The following is a 25,560-nucleotide window of genomic DNA, read 5'->3' on the forward strand; positions in this document are numbered from 1 at the left end:
TAAACAGAAAGGCACTTCATTTCCTGAAGTGCCTTTTATTTATTGTGTTGTAAAATTACCAGTCTGAAGCTCTTTTTCTTCTTTCTATCATATGATCTACTGAAACTTTCCCGGCTCCGGTTACCATGAGTAGAAGATAAACAGAAAGATAGACAAGTGCCATTTCTCTTTTTTCAAAAGGATCTGCTCCGTGTACTGCAAAAGCAGCAATGATCATGGTAAAGATCAGGAAGCCTAAAGAAACTCTTGTAAAAAGCCCTAAAATAAGTAGTATCGAACATACAAATTCAGCAAAAACCGTAAGAATCAGTGAAATCTGAGGGCCAAGTCCCATAAAATCGAAAAATTCGATTTTACCGCCTGCCAACAGCATCTGAAGTTTTGGAAAACCATGGGACAGCATGGCAAAACCAACAAACACTCTCACTGCTAATAATATAATATCTTTAGGTATTGAGCTCCAATTTGAATTATTATAGTTCATCTACTAAAAAATTTATACTAAGGTAATAAAAATCTTTTAATACAACGGGATTCCGGCTATTTTAGTTTATCTGTAACCGAAATTTTTAAGATCTCTGTCGTTCTTTCTCCAGTCTTTTTTCACTTTCACAAATAAGTTCAAATGAATTTTTTTGGTGAAAAACTTCTCCAGATCTATTCTTGCTTCAGTTCCTACTTTCTTAATCGCTTCTCCTTTGTGCCCGATAATAATTCCCTTCTGAGTATCTCTTTCAACATAGATAATTGAATCGATAAAGATAATTCCTTCTTTCTCCTTGAACTGTTCTGTTACCACTTCTACAGAATAGGGAATTTCCTTATCATAATTCAAAAGGATTTTCTCACGAATGGCCTCATTTACGAAAAATCTTTCCGGTTTATCCGTGTACTGATCTTTATCGTAGTAAGGAGGGTTTTCGGGAAGTAAAGATTTTATTTTAGGTAAAATAACTTCTGTGTTGAAGGCATTCAGTGCAGAAATAGGCAGAATTTCAGCTTTTGGAATTCTGTTGTGCCATTCTTCAACCAATTTTTCAAGGCCTGCCTGATCGGTCTGGTCTACTTTATTCAAGAGAAGAAGTACAGGTACGGGGATTTTATTCAGTTTATCAATTAAGAATTCTGATGGTTCCGCTTTATCGGTAACGTCTACAATAAACAGGAAAATGTCAGCATCCTGTAAAGAATCCTTTACAAAATCCATCATTTTTTCCTGCAGTCCGTATTTTGGATCCAATACTCCCGGAGTATCAGAAAATACAATCTGAAGGTCATCTTCATTATAAATACCAAAAATTCTGTGGCGGGTTGTCTGAGCTTTCTGCGTTACAATCGCCAGCTTCTCCCCCATTAATTGGTTGAGCAAGGTCGATTTTCCAGCATTGGGCTTTCCAACTATATTTACAAATCCTGCTTTGTGCATAAAAATAATATTACGAACTGCAAAGTTAGTAAAACAAAATTGGTCTTTACGGTTAATCTTAATTTTTAAAGGAAAAAAGAGAGTTATAGTTTGAAATAAGGGATGTTGAAGAGGAAATATAAAGGGATTCGATGGCTGAGCTAACCACCCCGTCAAAAATTCTTTGAGTTTTCGCCACTCGTCCAGAGGAGGGGAATTTGCTATTTTCGTTGTAATATTGACAGTAAATAAACTGAATCCGGAAGAATTTTGATCGTAATCATTACAAGATTTCTGACAAAAATTAAGGGATAATTTTGTATTGCATTACTTAAAACTGATATTTTTGAATATTAGAATTCATCTTTATGAATATAGACCAGATTCTTGATAAGGTTTACCTTCTTCCTGAAGCATCAAAAAACAGCTTAAAAGAGCATATTACTGAAGTTTCCTATCCTAAAGGATTTTGTCTGATGGAAGCCGACAAAGTGATTCCTTATCTTTATTTTATACGAAAAGGTATTGCGAGAGCCTATTCTTCAACAGCTGACAATGATATTACCTTCTGGTTCGGAAGTGAAGGTCAATGCATTCTCTCGATGAAAAGCTATGTGAAAGATCAACCCGGTTACGAGAGCATCGAGCTTCTGGAAGACTGCGACCTCTATCGAATGGAAACGGAAAGCCTCAGAAAACTGTTCAATGAAGATATTCATATTGCCAACTGGGGGCGAAAGCTTGCTGAAGCAGAAATGATAAAATCCGAAGAGCTGATTATTTCAAGACAGTTCAAAACTTCTTTGGAACGCTACAAAGATATTATGACCTATCAGCCTGAGCTTCTTAAAAGAGTACAGCTGGGTTATATTGCGTCTTATCTGGGGATTACGCAGGTGAGTTTAAGTAGAATCAGGGGGGAGATTAAATAAATTTAAAGATTCAAAGATTTAAGAATTGAAAGATTTAAATATTCTTATGTTTTGGCTCCTATGTTTGCAAAAGAATAAATTTACATACAAAGCAAAAGGGGTGAGAGAACAGTTTTGGCTAAATAACTCAGGAAGTATATTGTGCTTTAGAAATGTCCTCACTTCTTTATTCCTTTTAGAGTTTGAACAGAATTTAAAGAATCGAAAAAGATATCTTGGATAATAATCAGGAGACAAAACGAAGGAAGACTTGCTTTTATTTAAAGATAAAAATATGAGTGCATTAAAACAGGTTGTAGGAATAGATGTAGCCAAAGATGAACTGGTGGCAAGTTTTGGCAAATTAATGGAAGATCTAAGTACAGAAATCAAAGATTATAAAGTTTTTAGCAACAGCGAAAAAGGCTTTGAATCACTTCTTAAATGGGTGTACAGCAAAAAGACACTTAATATAGAGGTTATTTTTGTCATGGAGGCTACAGGGGTGTATCATGAAAGATTTGCTCATTTTCTTTATGCAAAGGAAGAAAAAACAGTCATTGTGCTGCCTAATAAGATCAGTAATTTCATCAGGACTCTGGATATCAAAACCATTACCGATAAAAGCTGTTCCATAGCTATTACACAGTTTGGTTTAAGCAGAAAACTAGAATTATGGCAACCCGCAAACCTTGTGTATAAAGAACTTCAGCAGCTAAGCCGCGAGAAAAACCAGGTTATTCAGGAAAGGGTAAGGTGTATGAATCAGCTGCATGCTGAAAAGACTCAAGCTCTTCCGAATTCAAGAACCATAAAACGGCTGACCGAGCGTATTTCGCTATTGAAAAAACAGGAGAAAGAAATTAATGAGGATATGCTTGCACAGGTAAAGAAAAGTCCTGAGGCTACCAGGGGAGTTAATCTGTTGAGCAGTATTCCGGGTATTGGAAAATCAACGGCAATTGCTGTTTTAGCTGAAACCAATGGTTTTGAGCTAATCAGAAATAAAAAACAACTGGTAAGTTATGCAGGATTAGATATCCGCGAGAAACAGTCCGGAACATCAATAAAAGGTAAGCCAAGAATTAGTAAGAAAGGAAATAAAAATATTCGAAAAACATTACATTTTCCTGCCATGACAGCCGTCAAAATGAATAAAAACCATCAGGATTTGTTTCAAAGAATTACAGAAAAAACAGGAATTAAAATGAAGGGATTGGTTGCTGTACAAAGAAAACTCTTGGAACTGATGTATATTTTATTTAAAAATAAAACTTTTTACCAGATAGATTTTGAAGAAAGTAGGGTAAAAATCAAAGACGTTCACCCTACGCAAGCTAACTCAAGGTCGCTTTTATAAATATAAATGTATAAAAAATATTTGGAAGTTAACACAGAATCTAAAGCCAACGGAATGATTTTTTATATTATAAGCGGATTAAAGTCCGCTCCTATTGATATGAGGCAATCTTTTCTTTTTTCTTGCAGCTTACTATTCAAATCCTCCAGCTTCCAGCTTGCTTTTATTTTTTAACAATTGTAAAATTTTTTCTCCTGTCAAATTCTGAACTTTGCAGTAGAAAAATTTAAAAAATGAATTGGTTACTATTAGTTATCGCAGGATTATTTGAAGTTGCCTTCGCATCATGTCTGGGAAAGGCAAAGGAAACGTCAGGAACTGAAATGTACCTGTGGTATGCGGGATTTCTGATCACCATGACGATCAGTATGCTTTTGCTGATTAAAGCAACTCAAACGCTGCCTATCGGGACTGCTTATGCAGTATGGACAGGCATCGGAGCAGTGGGAACTGCCTTAATGGGAATTATCTTTTTTAAGGATCCTGTAAGTTTTTGGAGGGTATTTTTTATTGTAACACTTATCGGTTCTGTGGTAGGATTAAAGGCTGTATCTTCATCACACTAGAAAGCGCATAAACTTCTATCAATATTTAAAAATGGGCCGTCTTCGTCATGAAGGCGGTTTTTGTTTGTCTTAATTTTCATCTGGATGATCCTTATAAAAGAGCAAACAGTAAGTAATTCTTTTTCTATCTTTACCGGAAACTTTTAACCTATGAAAAAAATTCTATTCCTTTTAGCAGGTGGTTTACTGACTGCCCAGCAAACTTCTGAACTGCTTTCCAATAATTGGTATATTTCCAAAATGGTGACCAGTAGCGGCCAGACCACCAACACCCCTTTAATAGATAATGGAGTGCCTGCTACTACATTTAATTCGGCAGGAGGTACAAGCTATGTTATTAATTCCAGATATTATAATACGTCTATGATGAGTTTCGGAGTTATGCCTGGAAGTAACAATCTTATCTAAACAGCCAGCTCGTGTACTCTTTTGTTTTATAATGGCGGAAATGCTCCAGCCGTTCGGGCCTACGATCAGAAAAACTGTGACACTTACGTATCGGGAGCCTATGCATCTATATACAGCTATCAGATTATTACAAATGGCAGCCTCAAAACGCTGATAATAACGGATCCTTCAGGAAATAAGGTCTATTACAACAATAATACTGCACAAATGAGTACGAAAGAAACTGAGGCCGCTGCAAAAACGTTTAAAGCCTATCCAAATCCTGTAAAAGAGGTTTTACATCTTGAAAATATTGAGAGAAACCTTTCCCTTAAGATCTACGATCTGTCAGGAAAACTGGTATTTGAAACGACAACAAACGGCAGCAAAACGTCAATTGATACAAGCGGTTTACAGAAAGGACAATATATGATCAAGATAGAAAATTATAAGTCATACCCTTTTGTCAAAGAATAACAACTGACTTTTCAATTATACAAAACCCGTTTCAACTTTTGAAACGGGTTTTATTTTATTTTTTATAAACTACCGGTAAGATTTCGTTATGTCTTAACCCGTATTTTTTTATTTCTTCTTCAGAGAATTTCTGTGAATAGAAGTTGGGTTCTATTTCAAAGCCAGCTTTTCTTAAACGGTCGAAATAATCCATTCCGTACCAGCGAACGTGATCATACTGCCCGAAATGCTTCTGACGTTCCTTTGGATCTTTAATGGTAAAATCTTCATAGGTTTTCTCCAGTGAGTTTTTCATCGGAACCTGAAGAATTCCCCATCCGCCGGGTTTCATTACCCTGTATAGCTCGCTCATTGCTTTTGCATCGTCTTCAATATGTTCCAGAACATGGTTACAGAAAACAATGTCAAAGCTGTCATTTTCAAAAGGCAAATCCAGAATATCAGCTTTCACATCTACAATCGGAGAATATAAGTCTGCCGATATATAATTCAGGTTGCTCATTCTCTTGAATTTTCTTAAAAATTCCTGTTCAGGAGCGATATGCAGAACTTTATAATTTTTAATAAAAAAATCGGTTTCGTTCTGAAGATACAGCCACATCTGGCGGTGTCTTTCCAAACTTAACGTTCCCGGAGAGAGTGCATTTTCTCTTTGTTTTCCATATCCGTACGGAAGGAATTTTCTGTAAGATCTTCCGTCAATGGGATCTAAAAACTGATCTCCTTTGAAAAACTGATAAATAAGCGGTCTTGCCCAGATGCTCATTTTAATAAGCATAGGACGTGGAATTTTATTCAGTAAAAGCTTAGTTACCTTTTTCATTAAAAATCCAGTTGGAACTGCTTTTCTTCATCACTTACAATCCCTAAAGCTTCATATACATAATCAAATGTTGAAAGCAATACCGGCTTACCATTGATCACTGCTACATCATGTTCGAAGTGAGCAGATGGCATGTTATCTAACGTTGTTACCGTCCAGCCGTCGTTATGGAACTTCACTTTTTCAGTTCCCATGTTCACCATCGGTTCAATAGCAATTGCTAAACCGTCTTTAATGACTTTTCCGCTTCCCTGTCTTCCATAGTTCGGAACCTGCGGATCTTCGTGCATTTTTCTGCCTAATCCATGGCCTACAAGCTCTCTTACCACTCCATATCCTTCTTTTTCACAATGTGCCTGAATCGCATGGGAGATATCTCCGATCCTCTTTCCTCTGACACACTGCTCAATCCCTTTGTACAGAGATTCTTTGGTAACCTGTAGTAATTTTTTAATCTCAGGCTTTACTTCCCCGATTTCAAAAGTGTAGGCATGATCTCCTACAAAACCGTTTAGAATAACTCCACAGTCTACAGAAAGAACATCTCCTTCTTTTACCACATCATTGTTTGGGAAACCATGAACAACCTGCTCATTCGGAGAGATACAAAGAGAGTTTGGAAATCCTCCGTATCCTAAAAATGCAGGTTCAGCACCATGATCTTTAATAAAATCATGAGCCAGTTTATCTAAATATAAGGTAGTAATCCCCGGTTTAATTTCTTTTGCCAACATTCCCAATGTTTTAGAAACCAATCGGGCACTCTCCTTCATCAGACGTAATTCGTCTATCGTTTTTAATTGAATCATTGTTGTATAGATGTTAGATATTAGATGTTAGAAGCTAGATTACAGCATGATGTGTATTTCTATATTATAACAATCTATAAACTTTTTTTGATAAAAAAACAGAAGCTTTAATTAGCCGTTAAAAACTAACTTCTAATTTCTGGCTTCTCATTTCTGTATTCTACCAGAAAAGTCCTTTTTTCTTTTCTTTTTTAAGTTTTGAATAGGCAAGAACCTCTTTTCCTTCCACACGGAATTCTATTCTTTCCTGAATGATGTTGTAGATTTCACCCCATCCCGGGAATCCTCCTAAATTTCTGTCGTCAATAAACCAGTCTGCATCTAATTTTCTGGACTGATTTTCAGGATCAAAAACTTCCCCTTCAAAGCTTGAGTTCACAGCATAAAATTCTATTCCGTTTTTTTTGCAGAATTCTACCGCTTCATCTAATGTTTTTCCGTGTCTGTATGTCCAAAGTATCAATCTGAATCCTTCAGACTGAAGTCTTTTTAAAGTTTCGAATGCAAAAGTTTTCGGTTTTCCAATGGCCGGGTAAGCATCATCAACAATAGTCCCGTCAAAGTCAACAGCAATCTTTTTATTATTTAACATTTTGTCTTTTTTTAGCTTTGCAAAGATAAGAAATAAAAAGAGTGCCAAAAAGAAAGGCACTCAATACTTTTATATTTTAATAATAATAAAGATCGTATTAGCTTTTTACCCAGCTAAACTGGAACTGAAGATCGGGAGTAGAAACTCTGTCTGTGATCTTCTGCAGCCTTGCAGGAAGCTTCATCAGGTATTCCTGAGCTTTTTCAGCTTTTTCTGTAAGTCCTTTTACGTGCTCAATTTTCCATTCATCTAAAAGGTCTTTCATAATGTTGATATAATCCTGGCCTGTGTACACCATACATCTTTGTGCAGCATCTGAGAAATGCCCCCAAAGTTCACCTGCTTTTTGTCCTGACTGTCTCATTAAGTGAGCAGGCATTACAATTTTTTTACGCATCATATCTTCAAACGCAAGAATCATTTCCGAAGGGTCTACTTCAAGGATTTTTGCTACGAAATGTTTGTATGCTTTAGCGTGTCTTGCTTCATCTGCAGCAATCACACCACACATTTTTGCCAATTTTCCATTTCCGGATTGTTTAGCCAATGTTCCTACTCTTCTGTGAGAAATATTAGTAGCCGTTTCCTGGAAACTCGTATAAATGAAGTTTCTGTATGGGTCCATACTTGTTCCCAGATCGAATCCGTCATTAATCAGGTATTGGGTAGTGATTTCCACTTCTCTCATGTTTACTCTTCCGCACAGATAAAGATATTTGTTTAATAAATCTCCGTGTCTGTTTTCCTCAGCGGTCCACGCTCTTACCCAGTTGGCCCAGCCTACTTTTTCTTCCTGATTGATTCCGTCAACGCCCATTAACCAAGACTCATAAGATGGAAGTGCCTCTTCCGTGATACAGTCACCAATCAATGTTACAAAAAGATCATAAGGCATTTCGCGGGCAAAAGTCTGAATTTCTTCTAAGTCGTGTTTAAATTCTTCACTTGAAGGATCTGGTAAATAATCGGAAGGCTGCCATATTTTTTCAATTGGCGTTAAAAATTTATCAAGAAAAGAACCTACTTCCTTTTCCAATAATCCCATTACTTCTTTCCTAACAAGCTTTTGATACATTTTACTATTCAGTTTTAATTTACAAAGATATGATTTATTTATTATTTAACGCATAATAAAGTATGACTTGCATACTTTATCTGACATAAATCATAAAAAAAATGCCGCTACTAAAGCATAACGGCATTTTTTTAACAATATTATTGAATATTAATTAACCAAAACTTCTCCAGTCATTGCATCTGGTATTTCCACATCCATTACTTTAAGGATTGTAGGGGCTACATCGCCCAGTTTTCCTGGTTTTAAATTCCATGTATGGTCTTTATCCATCACAATAAAAGGAACCAGGTTTGTGGAGTGCTGGGTATTTGGAGTTCCGTCCGGATTGATCATTACATCTGAGTTTCCGTGATCGGCAAGAATGAAAACAGCATATCCGTTTTCATAGGCTGCTGTAGCCACTTTTTCTATACATTGATCTACCACTTCTGCTGCCTTCACTGCTGCTTCAAAAACACCTGTATGGCCTACCATATCTGTATTGGCGAAATTTAAGCAGACAAAATCAGCTGTTCCCTGCTCCAGTTCGGGTACTATAGCATTGGTAATATCATAGGCCGACATTTCCGGTTTCAGATCGTAGGTAGGAACATCTTTCGGGCTTGGGCAAAGCAGTCTTCTTTCTCCTGTAAATTCCTCTTCCCTTCCTCCTGAGAAGAAGAAAGTAACGTGAGGATATTTTTCTGTTTCTGCAATTCTGATCTGGGTTTTTCCATTTTTCTCCAGAATTTCACCCATGGTTTCTGTCAGTACGTTTTCATCAAAAACAACCTGCACATTCTGGAATGTTTTATCATAGTTCGTCAATGTGATATAATAAAGGTTCAGCTTCTTCATTCCAAATTCCGGGAAATCTTTCTGGGAAAGAACTTCTGTAATTTCTCTTCCTCTGTCTGTACGGAAATTGAAGCAGATCACCACATCATCTTCAATGATTCTTGCTACCGGTACTACATTTCCTGTAGCAGTAGTATTCACTAAAATAATAGGCTTCAGGAACTCATCGGTTACATTATTATCATAATACATCTTGATTGTTGCCAAAGCATCCGTTGTCTGTTCTCCTATTCCTTCCACAAGGGCACCGTACGCTAATTTTACACGCTCCCATCTTTTATCTCTGTCCATGGCATAGTATCTTCCTACCACTGTTGCCAGCTTTCCGGTAGTTGCTTCCATATGTTTCTGAAGTTCATCGATAAACCCTAATCCGGAATGCGGATCACAGTCTCTGCCATCGGTAAATGCGTGAACAAAAACATTCTCATTTAAACCGAATTCTTTAGCAGCGGTCAGTAATCCTTTTAAGTGATTGATATGTGAGTGTACACCTCCGTTGGAAACCAATCCGATGAAATGTACTTTTTTATTTTCTTTTTTGGCGTATTCAAAGGCATCCTGAATCACTTTTTCCTGACCCAGTGTTCCTTTTTCGACGGCCATGTTCAGTTTTACCAGGTTTTGGTATACTACTCTTCCGGCTCCCAGGTTCATGTGTCCTACTTCAGAATTTCCCATCTGTCCGGCTGGTAAACCTACCGCCAGCCCGCTTGCTTCAAGGGTGGTATGTGGAAATTTCTGGTAACAGCTGTCTATGAATGGTGTATTTGCTTTATCTATTGCAGAAACGTTAGGGTTTGTTCCCAATCCCCATCCGTCAAGAATGGCCAGTATTGCTTTTTTCGACATTTTGTAAAACTTTTGTTAGACAAATTTACCTAATTTCCTATGAATAGAAGAATTTGAAGTCTTGAATTTTATGGACTGCTGATGATTAGTCAATTAATTTTGAAATTTTAACCGTGTCAAGGTTTAAAACCTTGACACGGTTCGTATAATGATGAACTTTTAAATTGCCAGCAGTATTCCATTTTATTCTTTAAAAAAAACTTCAAAACTGCTATTATTTTGCTTCACATATTCTCTGATATACCGATCCAAAAGGCCACTCTCTTTAAGAAACAGAAGAGGATTCTGAATATGTAAGATATCGTCAATAGCTTTATGCTTATCTGACTGTTTATTAAAATATGCCTCAGAAATCTTATACCCAATCCAGTAGCCCAGATCGTTCGGTCTGTTGTCTTTTTTGCTGGTTCCGTAAAGCCAGTCTGTAGGATCATTTTTCTTGAGTACCGTTACAAATTCTTTGTATAATTGATCAGAATGAGCCTCTCCATATTGATAAAACGGGCTGTTATGGCTTTCTCCGGACACCAGCTCACTGATAAAATCAGCACTACCTTCGCTTAATGTGTATTTTAAAAGGTTATCAGTTCCTTTGATATCCTGTTGAAAGTGAATCGTCTCATGTGAAACAAGTCCTGCAATTCCATCCAGATTCTGAAGAGTTTCGGTACCGATCATAATGCCGTCTTTAGAAAATGTTCCTCCCGTATTAAATCTTCCGTATACAAAATATATGGGTGGAAATTTTGCCTGCGGATACCAGTATTTCAATGCGCTGTACACCGCTCTGATTCTTTTTTCTTTTTGATTGATTCCTGACAGAACATTCCGGCTTTTAAGATAATCTTCTTTTCTCTTTTTTACCATTGTATATAACGAATCAGCATTGATTATGCGGTATTCCATAAAACCTTTTACGCCCGGAGATCCGTTACTGATATAATCTCTAAAAGGATTTTCTTTTGAAGCCTCCATTTTATCGAATGCTTTCCAGAACCGGTCTGTATCTCTGGTTTCAAATACAGCGTTCAATGGATCAGTGGAGAAACCTGTCTGTGCTTTTGCAATTCCGGAGGCTAAAAGAAGACATGTAAAAATATATCTGGTTTTCATATTAGTTTTTAAAGATATCTTATCAAACGGCTAAAAATATAAAAACTTATACAGAATAGAAATAAACGCTGTCAAGGTTTGAACCTGACAGGGTTGAAAAATTAAAATTTCGTTGATTATTTCAGTTCATTAATCGCTAATTCTTTTTAATTTTGCGGTATGGATTTACGAGATCAATTGAAGAATCTTTTTCCTGATCATGAAGAGCAGGATTTTGAGATGCCTGAAGAAGAATTCAAGCAGAAAGAGCCATTGGTATGCAAATTTGAGAAAAAAGGAAGAAACGGTAAGCCTGTAACGATTGTTGAAGGCTGGGAAGGCAGCGAGGAAGACCTGAAAAAAATCTCAAAGAAAATAAAAACCACCTTGGGTATAGGCGGCTCTGAGAAGGATGGAACGATTATCATTCAAGGAGATAACCGTGATAAAATCATGAATATCCTTAAAGAAATGGGATATAAAACCAAACGTGTTGGCGGATAGTTCTAGAAATAGATCTGGGTTTCCGGCAGTAAGGTTTTTAAGTTTTCAATTTTAGATTTTTCTATAGGATTTCCTGTAAGAATCAATGTTTTCAGATTTTTAAGCTGTTTGATTTCTACAGGAATGTCTTTCAGATCATTATTGGCCAGATTCATGCTGACGATATTTTTCAGCCCTTTTACTTTGGGCGATATTTCTGTGATATGATTTCCGCTTACATTCAGAAATTCAAGCTTCTTTGCTTTAAAAAGGTTTTCCGGAAGCCTCATAATAGCATTCTGCTGCAGTTCAAGATATTTTAAATTTTCCGGAAAAGACAGATTTCCAAGATCATTGATCTGGTTATCTGAAAGGTTGAGAAATTTCAGATTTTTGATCTGATCCAGTTTGTCTGCAATAAAACTTATCTGGTTTCCCTGAAGGTTGATTTCTTCCAACGCGGGAATTTCCATAAGGGCTTCGGGAAATATATTTAGATTATTAGCATCAAAATGTACCACTTTTAAGTTCTGAAGCTTTGCAAGATTAGGATTAATGCTTGTCAAGCTGTTCAGATTCATAGAAAAAGTAGTCAGTTTCTTCAGATTGCTTACCTCATCAGGAATAAATTTAATGCTGTTTTCATTCACATTTAAAATTTCCAGTTCTTTTAAAGCAAAAAGTTCCTGATCCATTTTCTCAAGCTTATTCGCCATAATATTCAAAAAGAATAATGAATCCAGTTTTACAATCTGAGGAGGAAGATTAAAAAGACCTTTTTCTCTGAAACTTATACTGTAAACCGCTTTTTTACTTTTTAAAGCATCTTCAATATTGGTAAATGTAGGATATTTCACCGGATCAATCTGTGCTTTGATCTGAGAAAGTGAGATGACGGAAATCAATAAGAAAAGCTTTTTCATAAAAATAAAAGGTCTGCCAGCAACCAAAGCTGCCGACAGACAAGAATTATAAATAATTTATTTCTTTACAAGTTTAACTGTTTTCTGGAATCCTCCTTCAGCTTCAATATTTAAAACTAAAACTCGTGATCCTTCCAACTGTTGTGTGAAATCAAGATCCAATGCTTTATTGGTTCCGTTGAATTTCTTCGTGTAAACGATTTTCCCGTCCATGCTGTAAGCTGTTACAGAAATATCTTTCAATCCTTTTACAGAATTGATTTTTACCACTCCTGAAGTTGGGTTCGGTGCTACCGTTACTGTATTCTCTTCAATTTTGGTATCAATAGTCCCTAAAGTTCCTTCAGTTCCAAGATTATTTTTAAGGGCAATAACAACTGTTGCTGATTTCCCTCTGTAATCAATCGTATTTCCTGTTGCATCTACGTCTGTAGAAATCGTAGAATCCGGATGCTGGATAGAGAAGAAACCAAATTTATGATCAGGAGTAAATGTCAATCCTGTAGGTTCCGAACCAGCCGGCATAGAAGCAAATAGTCTTACTTTCGGATTGGCCTGTGTATGATCCGGAGCAATGACCCAGATATAGTTTTTACCACCATCCTGAAGTACCCAAAGGTTTCCAAGTTCATCGAAAGTAAGGTTGTCATTTCCGTCTCCCCAGGCTTCAGATTTCATTCCCTGAGCTGTATTGAAAGAATATACAGAAGAACTTCCACCTACAAATGTTTCTACCTGAGAAGCAGTAGTTCCGTTATCCTGTAAACGGTATACTCTGTCTAATCCTTTGGCTGTAAAATAGATTTTACCATCCAGCGGGCTGATATCAACATCTTCTACCCCGTTGAATTTTGTTCCACCTAATGACAGGGCGTTGGTATTGGTATTATTCTGATCTGCTTTTTCTTTATTCGGAACCTGAATCCATGTCGCTGTAGTTCCTACCGGATCTCCTGCAGCCGTTAATCCCTGATCCAGTTTTAATACGTAAAGGTTTCCAGAAGAGAGATCATTAGGAGTATCCATTACATATTTGTACACCAAGTGAGTTCCACCGTCTTCTCCATAATATGCTATAGTTCCCGCATTATTGATCACCACGTTCTCGTGGTTCATGATTCCCATCTGCCAAAGCTTACCTTTTGTCCCGTTAGGGTTTTTAGATATAACCTGAGCAGTAGCAGGATCAATCTCTACCAGCCAGCCATAATCTTTATAACCGTCATTGTTCACATCATTGGAAGTTACAGATTCTTCTGCAGTGACTATAGTTCCCCACGGCGTAACTCCTCCGGAACAGTTCCTGATCGTCTGTACCAAACTTGGATCTGAGAAACTTACCGCTCTTGATTTTGTCAGCTGCCAAAGTTTTGAAGTCGCGTTATAGTTGATTTCTGCCATGGTAACTCCTCCGGGATTCGTTTCATGATTGACAGAAAGGTATCCGTTGGTACTACTTCCTGTTTTTGGAACATAACCGGTAAAGTCATTCTGACCTCCTACCAATCCTCCGCCTTCGGTATAGCTGTCTCCTTCTTTTAAAATAAGCTGGTATTTGTGTTCAGCAGGAATAATTAACTTATTGGTTTGTGCTGTAGGAACAATTGAAGTAAAACAACTGATATGCGTTCCGTTACAAGCTACAGGAATAGTTGTATTGGTAGTCGTTTTCAGATAAGCATCAATTCTTAAGTCTGAACTGGTTGTACTTCTGTTATGTAATTCAATAGAAAATCTGTTAACACCGTTTACAAATTTTGATTTTGGAATTGAAAAAATGTTATAAACACTCTCTGCTGCCCCGTCAATAGTAGTACTGGAGAAAGTATTGAATGTAACAGCACCTGCAGGCATATTATCTCTTACAACTTCTTCTCCGTTAAGGTATACAATAATACCATCATCTCTCATCACACCAAACTCTATAGTATCGGAAAGCGTTGAAAGATCTACCGTAAAATCTTTAGCAAAATAGGCTGTAGTAAGCCCTGAATTGATGGTAGTAGTTACAGGATCTCCATATCCCAACGGACCGTTTCCTACTGCCCATGTTGAAATATCATAGGTTTGGGCATTCCAACCGGCTGGCTGCGCCTGGTTGTTATCTTTATAGCTCCATGACGCATTCTTATTGAATATCAAGGTCTGCGCCTGAAGACCAGAACTGGCCAGTATAGCCAAAGCTCCCACTGCTAGTAGTTTTTTCTTCATTTTTTATTTGATTTATTAGACCTTGCAAAACTATTTTTTTAGCGCTTTTTCTCTGTTAATAGGATTTTAAATCTAAATCATCGAATATTAACTTATCAAAAACCTAATGTTAAGTGGATTAATTTTTTGTTACAAAAGCATAAGGTCCCAACCTTTTTTTCGGAACACAAGTATCTGAAATCCTAATTAAGATTATAAAATTTTAGAAAAAGGACAATCAAAAAAATAAGGTATGCCAACTGACATACCCTATAAATCAAATATTGTTTTTAAAATTTATTTAATGATGAATTTTTCCCGAGATGTATCGGTTTTAGATAGATAGGATGCTATATATGATCCCTTAGGAAGGTTCAGCATAATGTTTTCTTCAGATTTTAAACTGAATATTTCTGCTACTTTTTTACCGGACATATCATAAATAATTAATTGTGAGCCCACCCACGCTTTTGGTACGCGGACTGAGATTGGAGTGCCCTGAGCAGAAGGGTTGGGAACAATTCTTGGCAACTGATTTTTCACAACCTCGGAATTAACTCTGGATAATGTAGAAGAAGAATTGGTTAGAAAAAACTGACTGAAAGAATTTACATTTAAATTTGTGTTAAAAGTAACCTTTGTGTTAAGACCTGTACCGGAAACCTGATCTGCATTATCGACGCTTGTTCCCCAGGTGCTTCCAAAGTCATTGCTCCCTCTTTTGAAGAGACTGTAAGAAGATGGATTCAGATAATTGCCAAATCCTGTATTTTTATAAAATGATAAGGAGGCAAGCGGTGAAAATGCAAGGTTTGTCCCATAATTGTTTATAATCGTATAGAAGCCGAAATTAGTATCTGTATTTGGTAGTTGATCCGGATTAATTGTACCTCTTGATATCCATACATCACCATTCGGATATGTACCTGAGTTAAACTCCATAGAAATCCCGGAAGCTGTAAAATCTTTCACACCAGAAGACGTAATATTCATTTTTTCGCTTACTCCTTCAAAAACAGGAGCATTTGAAGCTAATCTTGTATATCCTGTTCCCTGATAGGATGCAAAAGTTCCTGAGTTGTTTTTATTAACCGTAATATTCCCGGCCGATTCATTGAACTGAAGATAATACACCAATCCATTTAAAATAGGATCTCCGGCAATACTTTTTGTCAAGTGTCTCCATTGTCTGATTTCATCAATGGATAGCGGCCTATTCCAGATGGCAACTTCATCCATTTCCAATTGGGTAAATCTGTTCGTATAACCTCTTCCATAGCTTCCTAAAAACAAGACGTTGAAAACTTCAGACGGTAATGCTGTATTATTTACACTTTCTTTTCCGTTAACATATATTATTACATTCGTTCCGTTGCTTACCAATGCGATGTGTGACCATTGCCCTACCGGAGCCTGTAACCCGGAAGACCAGCTCCAGTCCGGGTGAAAGCCGATAGTGTTGTTGCCTTCTCTGAAATTCATTCCAAATGGATTACTGCCATCCTGAGACATAAAAACACCGCTGTAATCGGTCTGGATACCGTTGGGTTTTATCCAGCAAGAGAATGTAAAAGAATTTTTATTAAGGTTGGTGTTATCTACTTTAATATAATCGCCTGTGGTTTGACCTGTAAGTTTTATGCTGTTTCCAGGGATTTTGTCCGGCTGGCCAGTTCCACACTGATTATTGATTTCGATAAAATTATTGAGTGTCTGCGTGCTTGTTCCATATTGATCTGTCACCGTTAAAGTTACGGGATAGGTTCCGTTCGCTGCTCCCGCATAAGAAACCAATGGGTTTTCTAATGTGGAAGTGGAAGGAGTACCTCCCGGAAAGCTCCATTGCCATGTAGCACTTGCATTATGTACAACGGAATAATCTTTAAACTGGACTTTTTCTGCAGCCGGACAGCTAATTTTATTATTTCCCACTGATATTAAAGCACTGGGAGGACTTATCTCATATAAAGCATGCTCAAATGCACCTCTGGATGTTCCTATTTTTAATTTATTTTCATTGTAATTGATAAACATAAAACGGACATCACACATGGGCAAGCCATTACCCAGCATTACCCAATTCTGCATCACATTATTTCTGTAAAATATTCCTGCTTTATTGCCTACATACACACCGCCGTTTGATCCTCTCTGGAAAATAATTTTCGTAATAGGAGAAGTAGTGAGTACAGAAGAACTGAGATTAGTCCAGGTTGCTCCTCCGTCACCCGACTTTAATACTTTGCATGAAGACTGAACACCGCTGTAAGTTATCCATATTTTGTCTGGATCATCATCTCCAATGGCAATATCTGATATATTGGTTTGTCCGGAAGTTACCGTGGTATTAGGGGTAATATCAGTCCACGTAAGCCCGGCGTCTGTCGTCTTCCAAAGTTTATTATTGGTTAAACCTTCAACAACAATCATTACATTGGGATTTTTAGCAGAAATCTTTTCTCTGAATACCTGATTGCCAAAGGTTTTTACAATAGATATACTATTTCCGTTGTCTTCGGTTTTAATAAGAGAATTTTTCCATGTTGCCAAATTCGGGTTGCCTGTCGGATATTGACCTGCATGATGGGTAATCATGGTATAGTATTTATTGGGATGGAATTCTATGGAATTAAAATAAGCATAAATTCCTCCTAAATCCAGAAAATTAGGTTCATTAATCAGTGTATTCACGCCGGTCCTGAAATACCGGTAATTACTATATCCCTGGCTGTAAATATACCGGTCATCTAACGGATTAACGTCTGTATTCCCTTGATCTGCCCCTGTTCCGTTATACCAATCAAAACCATTGGCACTTTCCTTAATCATTACGGGGCCATGATTATTTCCCGATGCAACCAGATTGGTTTTGAAAGCACTTCCGAAACCCCAAAGCTCATGATTACCAATACTGTTGGTTAAAGTAGTTATTGTGACTCCCAAATTGCCGGATGCTGCCATTTCCCCATCACTGCCTGTTACAAATTTTCCGTTCACGAAATCCATGGATCTGATATCAGGATGGGTATATGACGCAGGAGTAGTAAAGGTAACTCCATTATCTGTGGAAATCCTGATTTGATCCACTCCATAAGTTCCATATACAATCTTATTTTCATCATTACGGTCCATTTGTATGTCGCCATGATGCAGACTGTTAATTCCTCCGGAACCGGGAACCATATTGATTCTGGAATTTTCAACTGCTCCGGTTGTCTTATTAAATTTATAAAGATGAACCGCCTGATGCCCATAAGCATTAGCACCGCTACCTGCCGCTACATAGAACGAAGAAGTATTATTTGTGGGTAAGAAGACTTTAACCCAGCCAATAATTTGCCCATTGGCAGTAGTATCCAGGGTAGTAGAATTTAATTGGGTAAAGCTAACTCCCTTATTAGTTGATTTATAAACTTTGAAAATATTATTGTTTGATGAACTGCCAAAATAAACCGAATTCTCATCATTCGGATCCCATTCCAAAGATTCACTCTGCGTTGAAGAATCCCCAATCTGATAATCTGCAGGAAGACTGGTTTGAACGGCACTCCAGGTATTTCCGCCATCACTCGTTCTGTACAATGAGGTTCCCCAGTGAACCACAGCAATATTGGCATTTGAAGGAGAAACTGCAATATCATAAGCTTTTCCGGAATAGTTTGCGGAAGTCATCGTGGTGGCAGTCCAGTTAAGTCCACCATCTATAGATTTAATGAGCTGGGTATTGCTTAATGCATACACTGTTTGCGGGTTGGCAATACATACGTCAATGTCATTATATTTAGAATCAGGAAAACCATTGTCTACCAGATTCCAGGACGTTCCTCCATCTATGGTACGCCATAGCCCTCCGGTTACGAAGGATACAAACATCTTTTGAGCATTGGTAGGATCTATCCTGGTTAAAAATACATACCCTCCGTGATTATACTTGTTGGAATAATTTGTACTCGCACTATTCACCGGCCCTATTATTGTCCAATCACCAACTTGTGTTTGTGTGGGTAATAAGGCAATATTTTTTACTTTAGGTTGATTAAACAATAAAGGTTCTGGGGTAACTTTCCCTTGATTGTCCAAATAAAACAATTTTGTTCTTAGCCAGTCTTCACCAATGCTTCTCGGCTTGCTTTTTTCCCATCTGTGATTCCCAAAATATTTGTCGAAACTGGCTTTTACTTTAAAGTAATCGGCATTGTCTTTCATTTCAGAAAACCAGGGCTGAGACTTGTGCCTTAATTCGTATTCAATGTCTTCATCCTCCTCAGTCTCGTTTCTTGCTGCCGGAAGATTTTGGGTATGGTAAAGTGCTGAGATCAGCAATGTAGGTAAAAGAAGTCGTTTTATTTTCATCATTATTATTATTTAAATATTACATTAATATTAATGAAGTAAATTTAAACAATAACAATAATACCTATATGAAATACGAATATTTTACTAATATTTTACATTTTCAATTAATACAATAAAAATATATAACATTGGCTCTTCAGTTGTTTATCTTGCACCTAGACAAGCTTCAATAGATTTAAGGTATACAAAAGTCTAAGAACATTTTATGTAAAAAAAGAACAATTAAAGAAAAAGAAATTTGATAATAGTAAAGAAAATGAACAAATACTACGGGTTTCAGGGTTCGGATATGTGATGTAAGGCACAATTATTTCATATTCTTCTTGGATACTTATCTTTATTAAATTTGTTAATTGATTCAAAACAAGTCATATTCAGTAAGCTAAACCAGTCGGAAAAGAGAAATTTTATTTAGAAACAAGAATATTTTAGAAGGTAATTTATTTTAAAAACGAGTTTTATTCTTATCTCTTAAAACTTTATATTTGTTATTATGATTGACACAGCTATGCAAAATAAAAAAATACATCAAGGCAAAAATATTAAACGTTTCCGTGAAATGCTGGGTATCAAGCAGGAGGCCTTAGCTTTCGAATTAGGTGACGACTGGAATCAGAAGAAAATCTCTCTTTTAGAACAAAAAGAAACAGTAGAATCTGATATTCTCGCTCAGGTGGCTCAGATTCTTAAAGTTCCTGCAGAAGCAATTGAAAATTTTGATGAAGAACAAGCGATAAACATTATTTCTAATACGGCCTCTTTTGATAATTGTCAACAACCGGCTTTTTTTAATAATCAACCCACTTTCAACCCCCTCGACAAAATGGTTGAACTCTATGAGCGTATGCTTAAACAACAACAAGAGATGATTGATAAGCTGGAAAAGCTGATTCAAAACAAATAAACAAACAGATTGATCCGATCTGTAAAATAACTTAAGACTAAATTCTAAAACGAAGGTAGATTACATTTACACCCGTTTCAGAATTTAGCCTGTTTTTATTAAAACCATATCATTCCTACTGAATCTCGTTCCTCAGAACCCCTAATCTCTACCCTCCCACTCTAAAACTCTCAAACCCTCCAACCCATCTACTTCGCTTTACTCACATCCGTAAGAGCATTCAGAAAGGCGATGATCTGTTTTATTTCTGCTTCGGTGAGGTTCAATTTATCGGGTGCCAGCGTCTGATTTTTCATTTTTAATCCTAAACCTTCTCCTCCGCCTTCATTATAAAAATCAAGAACTTCTTCCAGGGTGTTGAAAGCTCCGTTATGGAAATAGGGCTTTGTAAGTGCGATATTTCTCACTGTCACGGTTTTAAAAGAGTAATCATAAATCCATGACTTTTCTTTTTTCACCGGGCTGTTTCCTCTTCCTAAGTCCTGATCAAGTTCTACCGGAAACTGTTTGATCGGCGTGGTAGTTACTCCCAGTACTTCGGATTCATTTTCATTAAAAAACGGCGGTACCAATCCGGAAAAGGTAGGTGCAAAATGGCAGGTTGCACAATTGGCTTTTCCCATAAAGAGGTTGAATCCTTTTTTCACATCATCGGAAACATTTTTTTCATTCCTCATAAAACGGTCAAAATCGCTGTCAAATGAATACAATGAAGCCACATAAGAACTTAATGCTTTGGAGAAGTTTTCTTTACTGATTTTTCCGTCTTTAAATGCAGTACGGAACGCTTTTTTATACTCAGGTTTTGTTTTTAATTTCTGGATAATGCTTTCATAGCTGGTATTGAATTCCTGCTCATTATAAATAACATGTTCTGCCTGCTGTTCAAGATAGAAAGCACGAAGATCATAGAAAAATCTCCTGGCAAAAACAGCATTATATAAAGAGGGCGAATTTCTCAACACTGTTTTCCCTTCCACATTACTTTGTGATTTTGCTTTCAGATCTGTAAAAGCGTTTTCCTGAAGATGGCATGTGGCACAGCTCATTTTCCCGTTACCACTTAAGTTCTGATCGTAGAAAATGGATTTTCCAAGATTTCGGAGTTCCGGACTGTCTTCCGAAGATTTCAATAAGGTATAAAAATAAGGATCTAAAAAATCACTGCTGAAAAAGTTCTTATTCCCCACATTCCAGCCTGAAAATTCTTTAAGGTCATCCGGTCTGCCATCCCATTTCCCAAGTTCTTCATATAAAGGCTGCACGTATTTTTTATAAAACTCAATCCTGTCAAAGGTTTCAAAGTCGGTATTTTTTGAAAGATAACTGATGGCTTCTGTTAAAATCTGATTGGCTTTCTGAGTATTATAATTTTTAAAATAAAGATCATCATTGATGTACTGCTGTATTCCTGCAAAAGCATGGCTGGTTTCTTCGGAAATATTCAAAGATCCCGGCGTATCAAAACCTGAAACACCCAGTGAATAGATCCTGATCAACTCTATTCGCAAAGGCAGTGTTTTGTTATTTCCTTTGCTCAACCCATTTTTTAAAGCACTTAAATAAAACCCGGAAAAGCTGTTATACAAAAAGGTAGTGATGGTTTTGATCTTTTCTTTTTCATTTCCTGCTTCCTCTGAAAATATAAGTTCATCAAGCACCTGCAATCCTTCAGGAGGAAGTGTATATGACGATGTCCCAGCTGCTTCGATGTGAAACAATGGCGCTGCATTAAGGTGGCTTTTGGTAAATTCAGGATAATGGTAAGCAATATAAAATTCTATTTCCTTGAATGAGTTTCTTGTACTGCTCAGCGATTTTTGCAGTTCTTCCAGAGAAATACGGTCTTCAGAGAACTTATCAACATCAGATTTCAATTGTTCAAGCTTTATTCTAAAGTCGGACAGCCCTTTATTGACAAATGTATTTTCGTTTTCTCTTCCTTTGTAAACAGGATTAAAGGACATTACTGCAAATCCTATCAGAAGGACAATTACAAGCAGTGGATAAGATCTCATGAATTTTTAGCTGCAAAACTATTGATCTGATGTTATCTGAGTTTTAATAAGAGATTAAATAATGTTTATATTTCTGATATCATATTTTTCACTAATTTTAAACCCCGAAATCAAATTCATTATTCTGAAGAAACGGTTTTTCAAAATACCAATAAAAAAATAATGGCGGGAGATTATTGGGAGAGGATTTTTTCAATTAAATTCAACACATCAAAAAAACTAAATAGGAGTATGAAAACAAAACTATGGTTTGCTGTTATGGCAAGTTTCCTTTCTATGACGGCATTTTCCCAAAAGAAAAAGCAGCAGGAAAAACAACCTGAAAAGAAACAGGAAATGGCTGTTTATGCTGAGAAAAGAGGTTCTGATTATTATTTGGTCCGCCTGGAAAAAGATAAAAATATTCCCAATGTCTATATACATTCCAATGGGGTAACCAAGCCTTATAAAAATTATTCTGACCTGAAAGATATTGTTACGGAGTTCCCAGGAATGATGACTTCCAACAATTCCACAAAGGAAGAACTGATTTCTATTCTTAAAAAAGAGGATCACTTCTACGAAATCACTTCACAGAGAAAAGATCCTAAAAATATTGAAAAAACCGTTGTTACCGTATATGAAGTAATGAACGGCCAGAAAAGAATTGTAGAAGAATACAATGACATCTACGAAGTGATGGCATCTCCTTATAAAGAGGCCATTATGATTAATTAAAAAACAAAAAATATACATATTATGCTAAACAAACTTGCTGCCTCAGAACTTGTTCTGAATGAAGACGGAAGTGTATACCACCTGAATCTTTTACCTGAAGATATCGCTGACAAAATCATCCTTGTGGGTGATCCTGACAGAGTGGCAAAAGTTTCAAAATACTTCGATACCGTAGAAATCAAAAAAAATAAAAGAGAATTCTATACGCATACAGGAACGCTTCGTGGAGAAAGAATTACCGTAATGTCTACAGGTATCGGAACTGAAAACATCGATATCGTGATGAACGAACTGGATGCTTTGGTGAACATTGATCTTCAGAACAAAGAATTCAAGACTGAGCACAAAGCGCTTGAGCTTTTCCGTATGGGAACCTGTGGAAGTGTAAACCCTGACGTACAGGTGGACAATATGCTTGTAACTCAAAATGTAGTTGGATTAGACGGACTGATGCATTTCTACCAGGACTACAACTTCGAAAATGAGTTTTCTAAGAGTTTCCTTGAAAAATTTCCCTACGAAAGAATCAAGCCAATGCTTTATTTCTCAGACTGGGCAGAAGAAATGGGAGCATACTACAAAGATGCCAAATACCACGGAAATACAGCAACATTCCCGGGATTCTATGCTCCACAGGGAAGACAGCTTCGTTTGAAAGCGGTAGATGACCAATTCCTGGAAACATTGAATGATCTTGGAATTACCAATTTTGAGATGGAGACCTCTGCGATCTATGCTCTTTCAAAATTATTAGGCCACAAAGCCATTACCGTAAATAACGTTATTGCCAATAGAAGACGCGGTGAGTTCTCTGCAGATCACCATGCATCTGAGAAAAACCTTATTGAATGGGTGTTGGAAAGAATTATCAAGTAATTTTTATTTGATAAAAACTAAAACCTCCGGAAACAGTTTCCGGAGGTTTTTTATTAGGTTTTGGCTAAAGCTGATGGATTTTTTTCTATTTTTTAACGGGCTAAAGCCCGTTCCTATTGAATTGTATCTTGCTGAAAATATTGATTCTTTTACGATGAACAAAGCTTACCACTCACCTTATCATTCCCTAGGAATCTAAATACAAAACTTTAAAAACAGCGTAGAGATTCCTGCGGAATTACAGAGTTGTCAATAGAAATCTTGTAAGTAAAATAGTTAAAGGCCGATAATCATTAATACAAATGCCATGATTACAAATGAAAACTCCTCGGATCCGGATATTGAAATGTATACTCCAGTTCTGAAATGAGTTTGGAAGACATTACTTTCTTCCCTTTCACTTCAAACTCTTCTTCATCAAGTAGATTTTTCTGTGCGTTAATCACCTGACTTTTCGCAGGATGTACAGGAGCCGTAACATTATAAAGTTTTGATTCACTTTTCTGTTCAATCATTTCTGAGATAATCCTGCTGATATCAGCATAATGAATATGATTTACCGCATGGTCCAGATCACCTACATTATAATTTTTTAAAAGTCTGTTATCTCCCATCAACCCTCCAAGTCTCAGAATATTCAGTTGGGGATATTTATTTCTCAACATTCTTTCGCCTGATATTTTCTCCAAAGGGACATCTTCTTCTGTAAATTCTTTAGCAATATCGGGATAAACACCTGTAGAACTCATCAGAAACATCTGCCCTTTAAAGTCTCCTATAAAAGCTGACAAATTCTGAATCCTGTTATACAAAGAGCTTACACAACAGCTTTTTTCAGAAACAGGAATTGTAATAATCAAAACTTCCATATTTTTAACTTCTCCCCATTGGGAAAGAGGTTCTGTCAGCTGATAATCCGGGAAAGAAGCCATTACAGCATGAATTCCTTTATTATTTAGTAGATTTACTTTACTTTCTGTTGTAGTTGTAGTTGCCAGTGTATATTTTCCGGATAAGGAAGATGCGAGTCTTTGTCCCAGCCAGCCATAGCCTATAATTCCTATTTTCTTCATTGTTCGGACACGGTTTGAATGGATAATATTTCGTCTAAAGAAGCCATCAGTTGAGTTTTTACTTCATTACTCAGATGCATACAATTCTGAACAGCTTCAGGAATATATTTTGCTTTTTCTTCGAGTTTTGCTCCCTGCTCTGTAAGGTTGATCAATACTACTCTTTCATCTTCTGAGCTACGGGTTCTGATGATCAGTCCGTTTTTTTCCATACGTTTCAAAAGCGGGGTAAGCGTTCCGTTGTCCAGATGAAGATGTTCACCAATCTTTCCTATATTCATTCCGCCATATTCCCATAAAACAGTCATGACAAGATATTGAGGATATGTAAGTGAAACTTCCTCCAGGTAAGGCTTATATAAACCCGTGATATATCTGGAAACGGCATATGTTTTAAAACATAAATGTTCTGATAGAGGGATCATTGTCTTCTTTTAGTTTACAAAGATAGTTTATTTACTTTGTGCACAATATTTTTGTTTAAAATATTTATTCTTATGCTTATTTTTTTATTTTAGCAAAACTAACCTTTGCTATGAAAAACACACATCAAACTGAAAACAATAAACTTTTGGATCTTTCCACTGAAGAACTTATCAAAGAGGAAAAAAAACGTTCTGCAGCTCATATTTCCTTTTGTATAATTATGGGAATGCTGGTAGGCGTCTGCATTTATGTTACCGCTAAGAAAGGGTTCAACGGTATCACTCCGCTTCCTCTGTTTTTTTTCCCTTTATATCTTATTATTAGAAAAAGCTGGCAAAATGCCCGTAAGGAACTTCATTCCCGTAAGCTTAATCAAAATTAAACAGTAGTAAAAAAGGACTTCCC

24 protein-coding genes are annotated in these 25,560 nt (G+C 36.7%); 10 read left to right on the forward strand and 14 right to left on the reverse strand.

Annotated features, from left to right (window positions below; all coding sequences use genetic code 11):
• Nucleotides 1-55: 55 nt before the first annotated feature.
• A complete protein-coding gene (locus AB1278_RS13645) occupies nucleotides 56-484 on the reverse strand; it encodes a DoxX family protein (protein ID WP_110008670.1) in 429 nt (142 codons plus the stop codon).
• Nucleotides 485-550: 66 nt separating this feature from the next.
• Entirely contained in the window at nucleotides 551-1,426 is an 876-nt protein-coding gene (era, locus tag AB1278_RS13650) for a GTPase Era (RefSeq protein ID WP_411413289.1), read from the reverse strand.
• Between the two features lie 347 nt (nucleotides 1,427-1,773).
• On the opposite strand from era, the gene AB1278_RS13655 reads away from it, so the two are divergent.
• The 5 genes from AB1278_RS13655 (at nucleotide 1,774) to AB1278_RS13675 (ending at nucleotide 5,106) form a co-directional block, all read left to right on the forward strand.
• Entirely contained in the window at nucleotides 1,774-2,337 is a 564-nt protein-coding gene (locus tag AB1278_RS13655) for a Crp/Fnr family transcriptional regulator (protein ID WP_202842640.1), read from the forward strand.
• 274 nt (nucleotides 2,338-2,611) lie between these two features.
• Nucleotides 2,612-3,676 (forward strand): IS110 family transposase, encoded by a 1,065-nt coding sequence (locus tag AB1278_RS13660; protein ID WP_227944447.1) that lies wholly within the window; start codon nucleotides 2,612-2,614, stop codon nucleotides 3,674-3,676.
• Between the two features lie 233 nt (nucleotides 3,677-3,909).
• Entirely contained in the window at nucleotides 3,910-4,242 is a 333-nt protein-coding gene (locus tag AB1278_RS13665) for a DMT family transporter (RefSeq protein WP_202842646.1), read from the forward strand.
• A 150-nt stretch (nucleotides 4,243-4,392) separates the two neighbouring features.
• Nucleotides 4,393-4,650, forward strand: a complete 258-nt coding sequence (locus AB1278_RS13670) for a hypothetical protein (RefSeq protein WP_429814980.1) — start codon at nucleotides 4,393-4,395, stop codon at nucleotides 4,648-4,650.
• A gap of 207 nt (nucleotides 4,651-4,857) precedes the next feature.
• A complete protein-coding gene (locus AB1278_RS13675) occupies nucleotides 4,858-5,106 on the forward strand; it encodes a T9SS type A sorting domain-containing protein (RefSeq protein ID WP_429814983.1) in 249 nt (82 codons plus the stop codon).
• A 55-nt stretch (nucleotides 5,107-5,161) separates the two neighbouring features.
• On the opposite strand, the gene AB1278_RS13680 is transcribed toward AB1278_RS13675, so the two are convergent.
• From AB1278_RS13680 to AB1278_RS13705, 6 genes are all read right to left on the reverse strand, one after another.
• On the reverse strand, nucleotides 5,162-5,929 hold the full coding sequence (locus AB1278_RS13680; protein ID WP_202842650.1) for a class I SAM-dependent methyltransferase: 768 nt from the start codon (nucleotides 5,927-5,929) through the stop codon (nucleotides 5,162-5,164).
• Complete coding sequence (gene map, locus AB1278_RS13685) at nucleotides 5,929-6,738, reverse strand: type I methionyl aminopeptidase (protein ID WP_110366009.1); 810 nt, start codon at nucleotides 6,736-6,738, stop codon at nucleotides 5,929-5,931. Before map ends, AB1278_RS13680 begins: the two co-directional genes overlap by 1 nt.
• A 160-nt stretch (nucleotides 6,739-6,898) precedes the next feature.
• Nucleotides 6,899-7,330 carry a BT0820 family HAD-type phosphatase gene (locus tag AB1278_RS13690; protein ID WP_062670258.1) on the reverse strand — a complete coding sequence of 144 codons (432 nt, stop codon included), beginning with the start codon at nucleotides 7,328-7,330 and terminating at the stop codon, nucleotides 6,899-6,901.
• 97 nt (nucleotides 7,331-7,427) lie between these two features.
• On the reverse strand, nucleotides 7,428-8,405 hold the full coding sequence (locus AB1278_RS13695) for an acyl-ACP desaturase (RefSeq protein ID WP_110008663.1): 978 nt from the start codon (nucleotides 8,403-8,405) through the stop codon (nucleotides 7,428-7,430).
• A gap of 150 nt (nucleotides 8,406-8,555) precedes the next feature.
• Entirely contained in the window at nucleotides 8,556-10,097 is a 1,542-nt protein-coding gene (gene gpmI, locus AB1278_RS13700; RefSeq protein WP_202842652.1) for a 2,3-bisphosphoglycerate-independent phosphoglycerate mutase, read from the reverse strand.
• Nucleotides 10,098-10,280: 183 nt separating this feature from the next.
• Nucleotides 10,281-11,210 (reverse strand): DUF2268 domain-containing putative Zn-dependent protease, encoded by a 930-nt coding sequence (locus AB1278_RS13705; protein ID WP_429814989.1) that lies wholly within the window; start codon nucleotides 11,208-11,210, stop codon nucleotides 10,281-10,283.
• A gap of 159 nt (nucleotides 11,211-11,369) precedes the next feature.
• Here AB1278_RS13705 and AB1278_RS13710 point away from each other — a divergent pair, with 159 nt between their 5' ends.
• Nucleotides 11,370-11,693 carry a translation initiation factor gene (locus AB1278_RS13710; protein ID WP_002979957.1) on the forward strand — a complete coding sequence of 108 codons (324 nt, stop codon included), beginning with the start codon at nucleotides 11,370-11,372 and terminating at the stop codon, nucleotides 11,691-11,693.
• 2 nt (nucleotides 11,694-11,695) lie between these two features.
• Here the strand turns inward: AB1278_RS13710 and AB1278_RS13715 are convergent, their stop codons facing one another.
• The 3 genes from AB1278_RS13715 to AB1278_RS13725 all read right to left on the reverse strand — a co-directional run bounded on the left by AB1278_RS13715 (nucleotide 11,696) and on the right by AB1278_RS13725 (nucleotide 19,141).
• Nucleotides 11,696-12,595 carry a leucine-rich repeat domain-containing protein gene (locus AB1278_RS13715; protein ID WP_429814993.1) on the reverse strand — a complete coding sequence of 300 codons (900 nt, stop codon included), beginning with the start codon at nucleotides 12,593-12,595 and terminating at the stop codon, nucleotides 11,696-11,698.
• A 57-nt stretch (nucleotides 12,596-12,652) separates the two neighbouring features.
• A complete protein-coding gene (locus tag AB1278_RS13720; protein WP_202842663.1) occupies nucleotides 12,653-14,806 on the reverse strand; it encodes an alkaline phosphatase PhoX in 2,154 nt (717 codons plus the stop codon).
• 276 nt (nucleotides 14,807-15,082) lie between these two features.
• The gene (locus AB1278_RS13725; RefSeq protein ID WP_429814996.1) at nucleotides 15,083-19,141 is read right to left on the reverse strand and encodes a LamG-like jellyroll fold domain-containing protein; all 4,059 of its coding nucleotides are present in this window, start codon (nucleotides 19,139-19,141) and stop codon (nucleotides 15,083-15,085) included.
• 493 nt (nucleotides 19,142-19,634) lie between these two features.
• Here AB1278_RS13725 and AB1278_RS13730 point away from each other — a divergent pair, with 493 nt between their 5' ends.
• Nucleotides 19,635-20,045 carry a helix-turn-helix transcriptional regulator gene (locus AB1278_RS13730; RefSeq protein WP_202842671.1) on the forward strand — a complete coding sequence of 137 codons (411 nt, stop codon included), beginning with the start codon at nucleotides 19,635-19,637 and terminating at the stop codon, nucleotides 20,043-20,045.
• A gap of 188 nt (nucleotides 20,046-20,233) precedes the next feature.
• Here AB1278_RS13730 and AB1278_RS13735 read toward each other — a convergent pair whose 3' ends face one another.
• Complete coding sequence (locus AB1278_RS13735) at nucleotides 20,234-22,063, reverse strand: cytochrome-c peroxidase (protein WP_429814999.1); 1,830 nt, start codon at nucleotides 22,061-22,063, stop codon at nucleotides 20,234-20,236.
• A 231-nt stretch (nucleotides 22,064-22,294) separates the two neighbouring features.
• On the opposite strand from AB1278_RS13735, the gene AB1278_RS13740 reads away from it, so the two are divergent.
• Both AB1278_RS13740 and AB1278_RS13745 read left to right on the forward strand, forming a co-directional pair.
• Complete coding sequence (locus tag AB1278_RS13740) at nucleotides 22,295-22,780, forward strand: hypothetical protein (RefSeq protein WP_429815002.1); 486 nt, start codon at nucleotides 22,295-22,297, stop codon at nucleotides 22,778-22,780.
• A gap of 21 nt (nucleotides 22,781-22,801) precedes the next feature.
• Nucleotides 22,802-23,656 carry a nucleoside phosphorylase gene (locus AB1278_RS13745; RefSeq protein ID WP_062670273.1) on the forward strand — a complete coding sequence of 285 codons (855 nt, stop codon included), beginning with the start codon at nucleotides 22,802-22,804 and terminating at the stop codon, nucleotides 23,654-23,656.
• A gap of 311 nt (nucleotides 23,657-23,967) precedes the next feature.
• Here the strand turns inward: AB1278_RS13745 and AB1278_RS13750 are convergent, their stop codons facing one another.
• Nucleotides 23,968-24,729, reverse strand: coding sequence for a hypothetical protein (locus AB1278_RS13750; protein ID WP_429815005.1), 762 nt, complete (start codon nucleotides 24,727-24,729; stop codon nucleotides 23,968-23,970).
• The gene (locus AB1278_RS13755) at nucleotides 24,726-25,154 is read right to left on the reverse strand and encodes a MarR family winged helix-turn-helix transcriptional regulator (RefSeq protein ID WP_120230865.1); all 429 of its coding nucleotides are present in this window, start codon (nucleotides 25,152-25,154) and stop codon (nucleotides 24,726-24,728) included. The genes AB1278_RS13750 and AB1278_RS13755 overlap by 4 nt, the downstream gene beginning before the upstream one ends.
• A 110-nt stretch (nucleotides 25,155-25,264) precedes the next feature.
• Here AB1278_RS13755 and AB1278_RS13760 point away from each other — a divergent pair, with 110 nt between their 5' ends.
• On the forward strand, nucleotides 25,265-25,537 hold the full coding sequence (locus tag AB1278_RS13760) for a hypothetical protein (protein WP_429815008.1): 273 nt from the start codon (nucleotides 25,265-25,267) through the stop codon (nucleotides 25,535-25,537).
• The last annotated feature ends 23 nt before the right edge of the window (nucleotides 25,538-25,560 follow it).

This window comes from Chryseobacterium sp. NRRL B-14798, assembly GCF_050470705.1.
In the GTDB taxonomy this organism is placed as follows: domain Bacteria; phylum Bacteroidota; class Bacteroidia; order Flavobacteriales; family Weeksellaceae; genus Chryseobacterium; species Chryseobacterium cupriresistens.

What these genes read in the sequence shown, in the direction of transcription:
- AB1278_RS13645 (WP_110008670.1), bottom strand. Translation starts at nt 484, where the DNA reads ATGAACTATAATAATTCAAATTGGAGCTCAATACCTAAAGATATTATA.
- era (WP_411413289.1), bottom strand. Translation starts at nt 1,426, where the DNA reads ATGCACAAAGCAGGATTTGTAAATATAGTTGGAAAGCCCAATGCTGGA.
- AB1278_RS13655 (WP_202842640.1), top strand. Translation starts at nt 1,774, where the DNA reads ATGAATATAGACCAGATTCTTGATAAGGTTTACCTTCTTCCTGAAGCA.
- AB1278_RS13660 (WP_227944447.1), top strand. Translation starts at nt 2,612, where the DNA reads ATGAGTGCATTAAAACAGGTTGTAGGAATAGATGTAGCCAAAGATGAA.
- AB1278_RS13665 (WP_202842646.1), top strand. Translation starts at nt 3,910, where the DNA reads ATGAATTGGTTACTATTAGTTATCGCAGGATTATTTGAAGTTGCCTTC.
- AB1278_RS13670 (WP_429814980.1), top strand. Translation starts at nt 4,393, where the DNA reads ATGAAAAAAATTCTATTCCTTTTAGCAGGTGGTTTACTGACTGCCCAG.
- AB1278_RS13675 (WP_429814983.1), top strand. Translation starts at nt 4,858, where the DNA reads ATGAGTACGAAAGAAACTGAGGCCGCTGCAAAAACGTTTAAAGCCTAT.
- AB1278_RS13680 (WP_202842650.1), bottom strand. Translation starts at nt 5,929, where the DNA reads ATGAAAAAGGTAACTAAGCTTTTACTGAATAAAATTCCACGTCCTATG.
- map (WP_110366009.1), bottom strand. Translation starts at nt 6,738, where the DNA reads ATGATTCAATTAAAAACGATAGACGAATTACGTCTGATGAAGGAGAGT.
- AB1278_RS13690 (WP_062670258.1), bottom strand. Translation starts at nt 7,330, where the DNA reads ATGTTAAATAATAAAAAGATTGCTGTTGACTTTGACGGGACTATTGTT.
- AB1278_RS13695 (WP_110008663.1), bottom strand. Translation starts at nt 8,405, where the DNA reads ATGTATCAAAAGCTTGTTAGGAAAGAAGTAATGGGATTATTGGAAAAG.
- gpmI (WP_202842652.1), bottom strand. Translation starts at nt 10,097, where the DNA reads ATGTCGAAAAAAGCAATACTGGCCATTCTTGACGGATGGGGATTGGGA.
- AB1278_RS13705 (WP_429814989.1), bottom strand. Translation starts at nt 11,210, where the DNA reads ATGAAAACCAGATATATTTTTACATGTCTTCTTTTAGCCTCCGGAATT.
- AB1278_RS13710 (WP_002979957.1), top strand. Translation starts at nt 11,370, where the DNA reads ATGGATTTACGAGATCAATTGAAGAATCTTTTTCCTGATCATGAAGAG.
- AB1278_RS13715 (WP_429814993.1), bottom strand. Translation starts at nt 12,595, where the DNA reads ATGAAAAAGCTTTTCTTATTGATTTCCGTCATCTCACTTTCTCAGATC.
- AB1278_RS13720 (WP_202842663.1), bottom strand. Translation starts at nt 14,806, where the DNA reads ATGAAGAAAAAACTACTAGCAGTGGGAGCTTTGGCTATACTGGCCAGT.
- AB1278_RS13725 (WP_429814996.1), bottom strand. Translation starts at nt 19,141, where the DNA reads ATGATGAAAATAAAACGACTTCTTTTACCTACATTGCTGATCTCAGCA.
- AB1278_RS13730 (WP_202842671.1), top strand. Translation starts at nt 19,635, where the DNA reads ATGATTGACACAGCTATGCAAAATAAAAAAATACATCAAGGCAAAAAT.
- AB1278_RS13735 (WP_429814999.1), bottom strand. Translation starts at nt 22,063, where the DNA reads ATGAGATCTTATCCACTGCTTGTAATTGTCCTTCTGATAGGATTTGCA.
- AB1278_RS13740 (WP_429815002.1), top strand. Translation starts at nt 22,295, where the DNA reads ATGAAAACAAAACTATGGTTTGCTGTTATGGCAAGTTTCCTTTCTATG.
- AB1278_RS13745 (WP_062670273.1), top strand. Translation starts at nt 22,802, where the DNA reads ATGCTAAACAAACTTGCTGCCTCAGAACTTGTTCTGAATGAAGACGGA.
- AB1278_RS13750 (WP_429815005.1), bottom strand. Translation starts at nt 24,729, where the DNA reads ATGAAGAAAATAGGAATTATAGGCTATGGCTGGCTGGGACAAAGACTC.
- AB1278_RS13755 (WP_120230865.1), bottom strand. Translation starts at nt 25,154, where the DNA reads ATGATCCCTCTATCAGAACATTTATGTTTTAAAACATATGCCGTTTCC.
- AB1278_RS13760 (WP_429815008.1), top strand. Translation starts at nt 25,265, where the DNA reads ATGAAAAACACACATCAAACTGAAAACAATAAACTTTTGGATCTTTCC.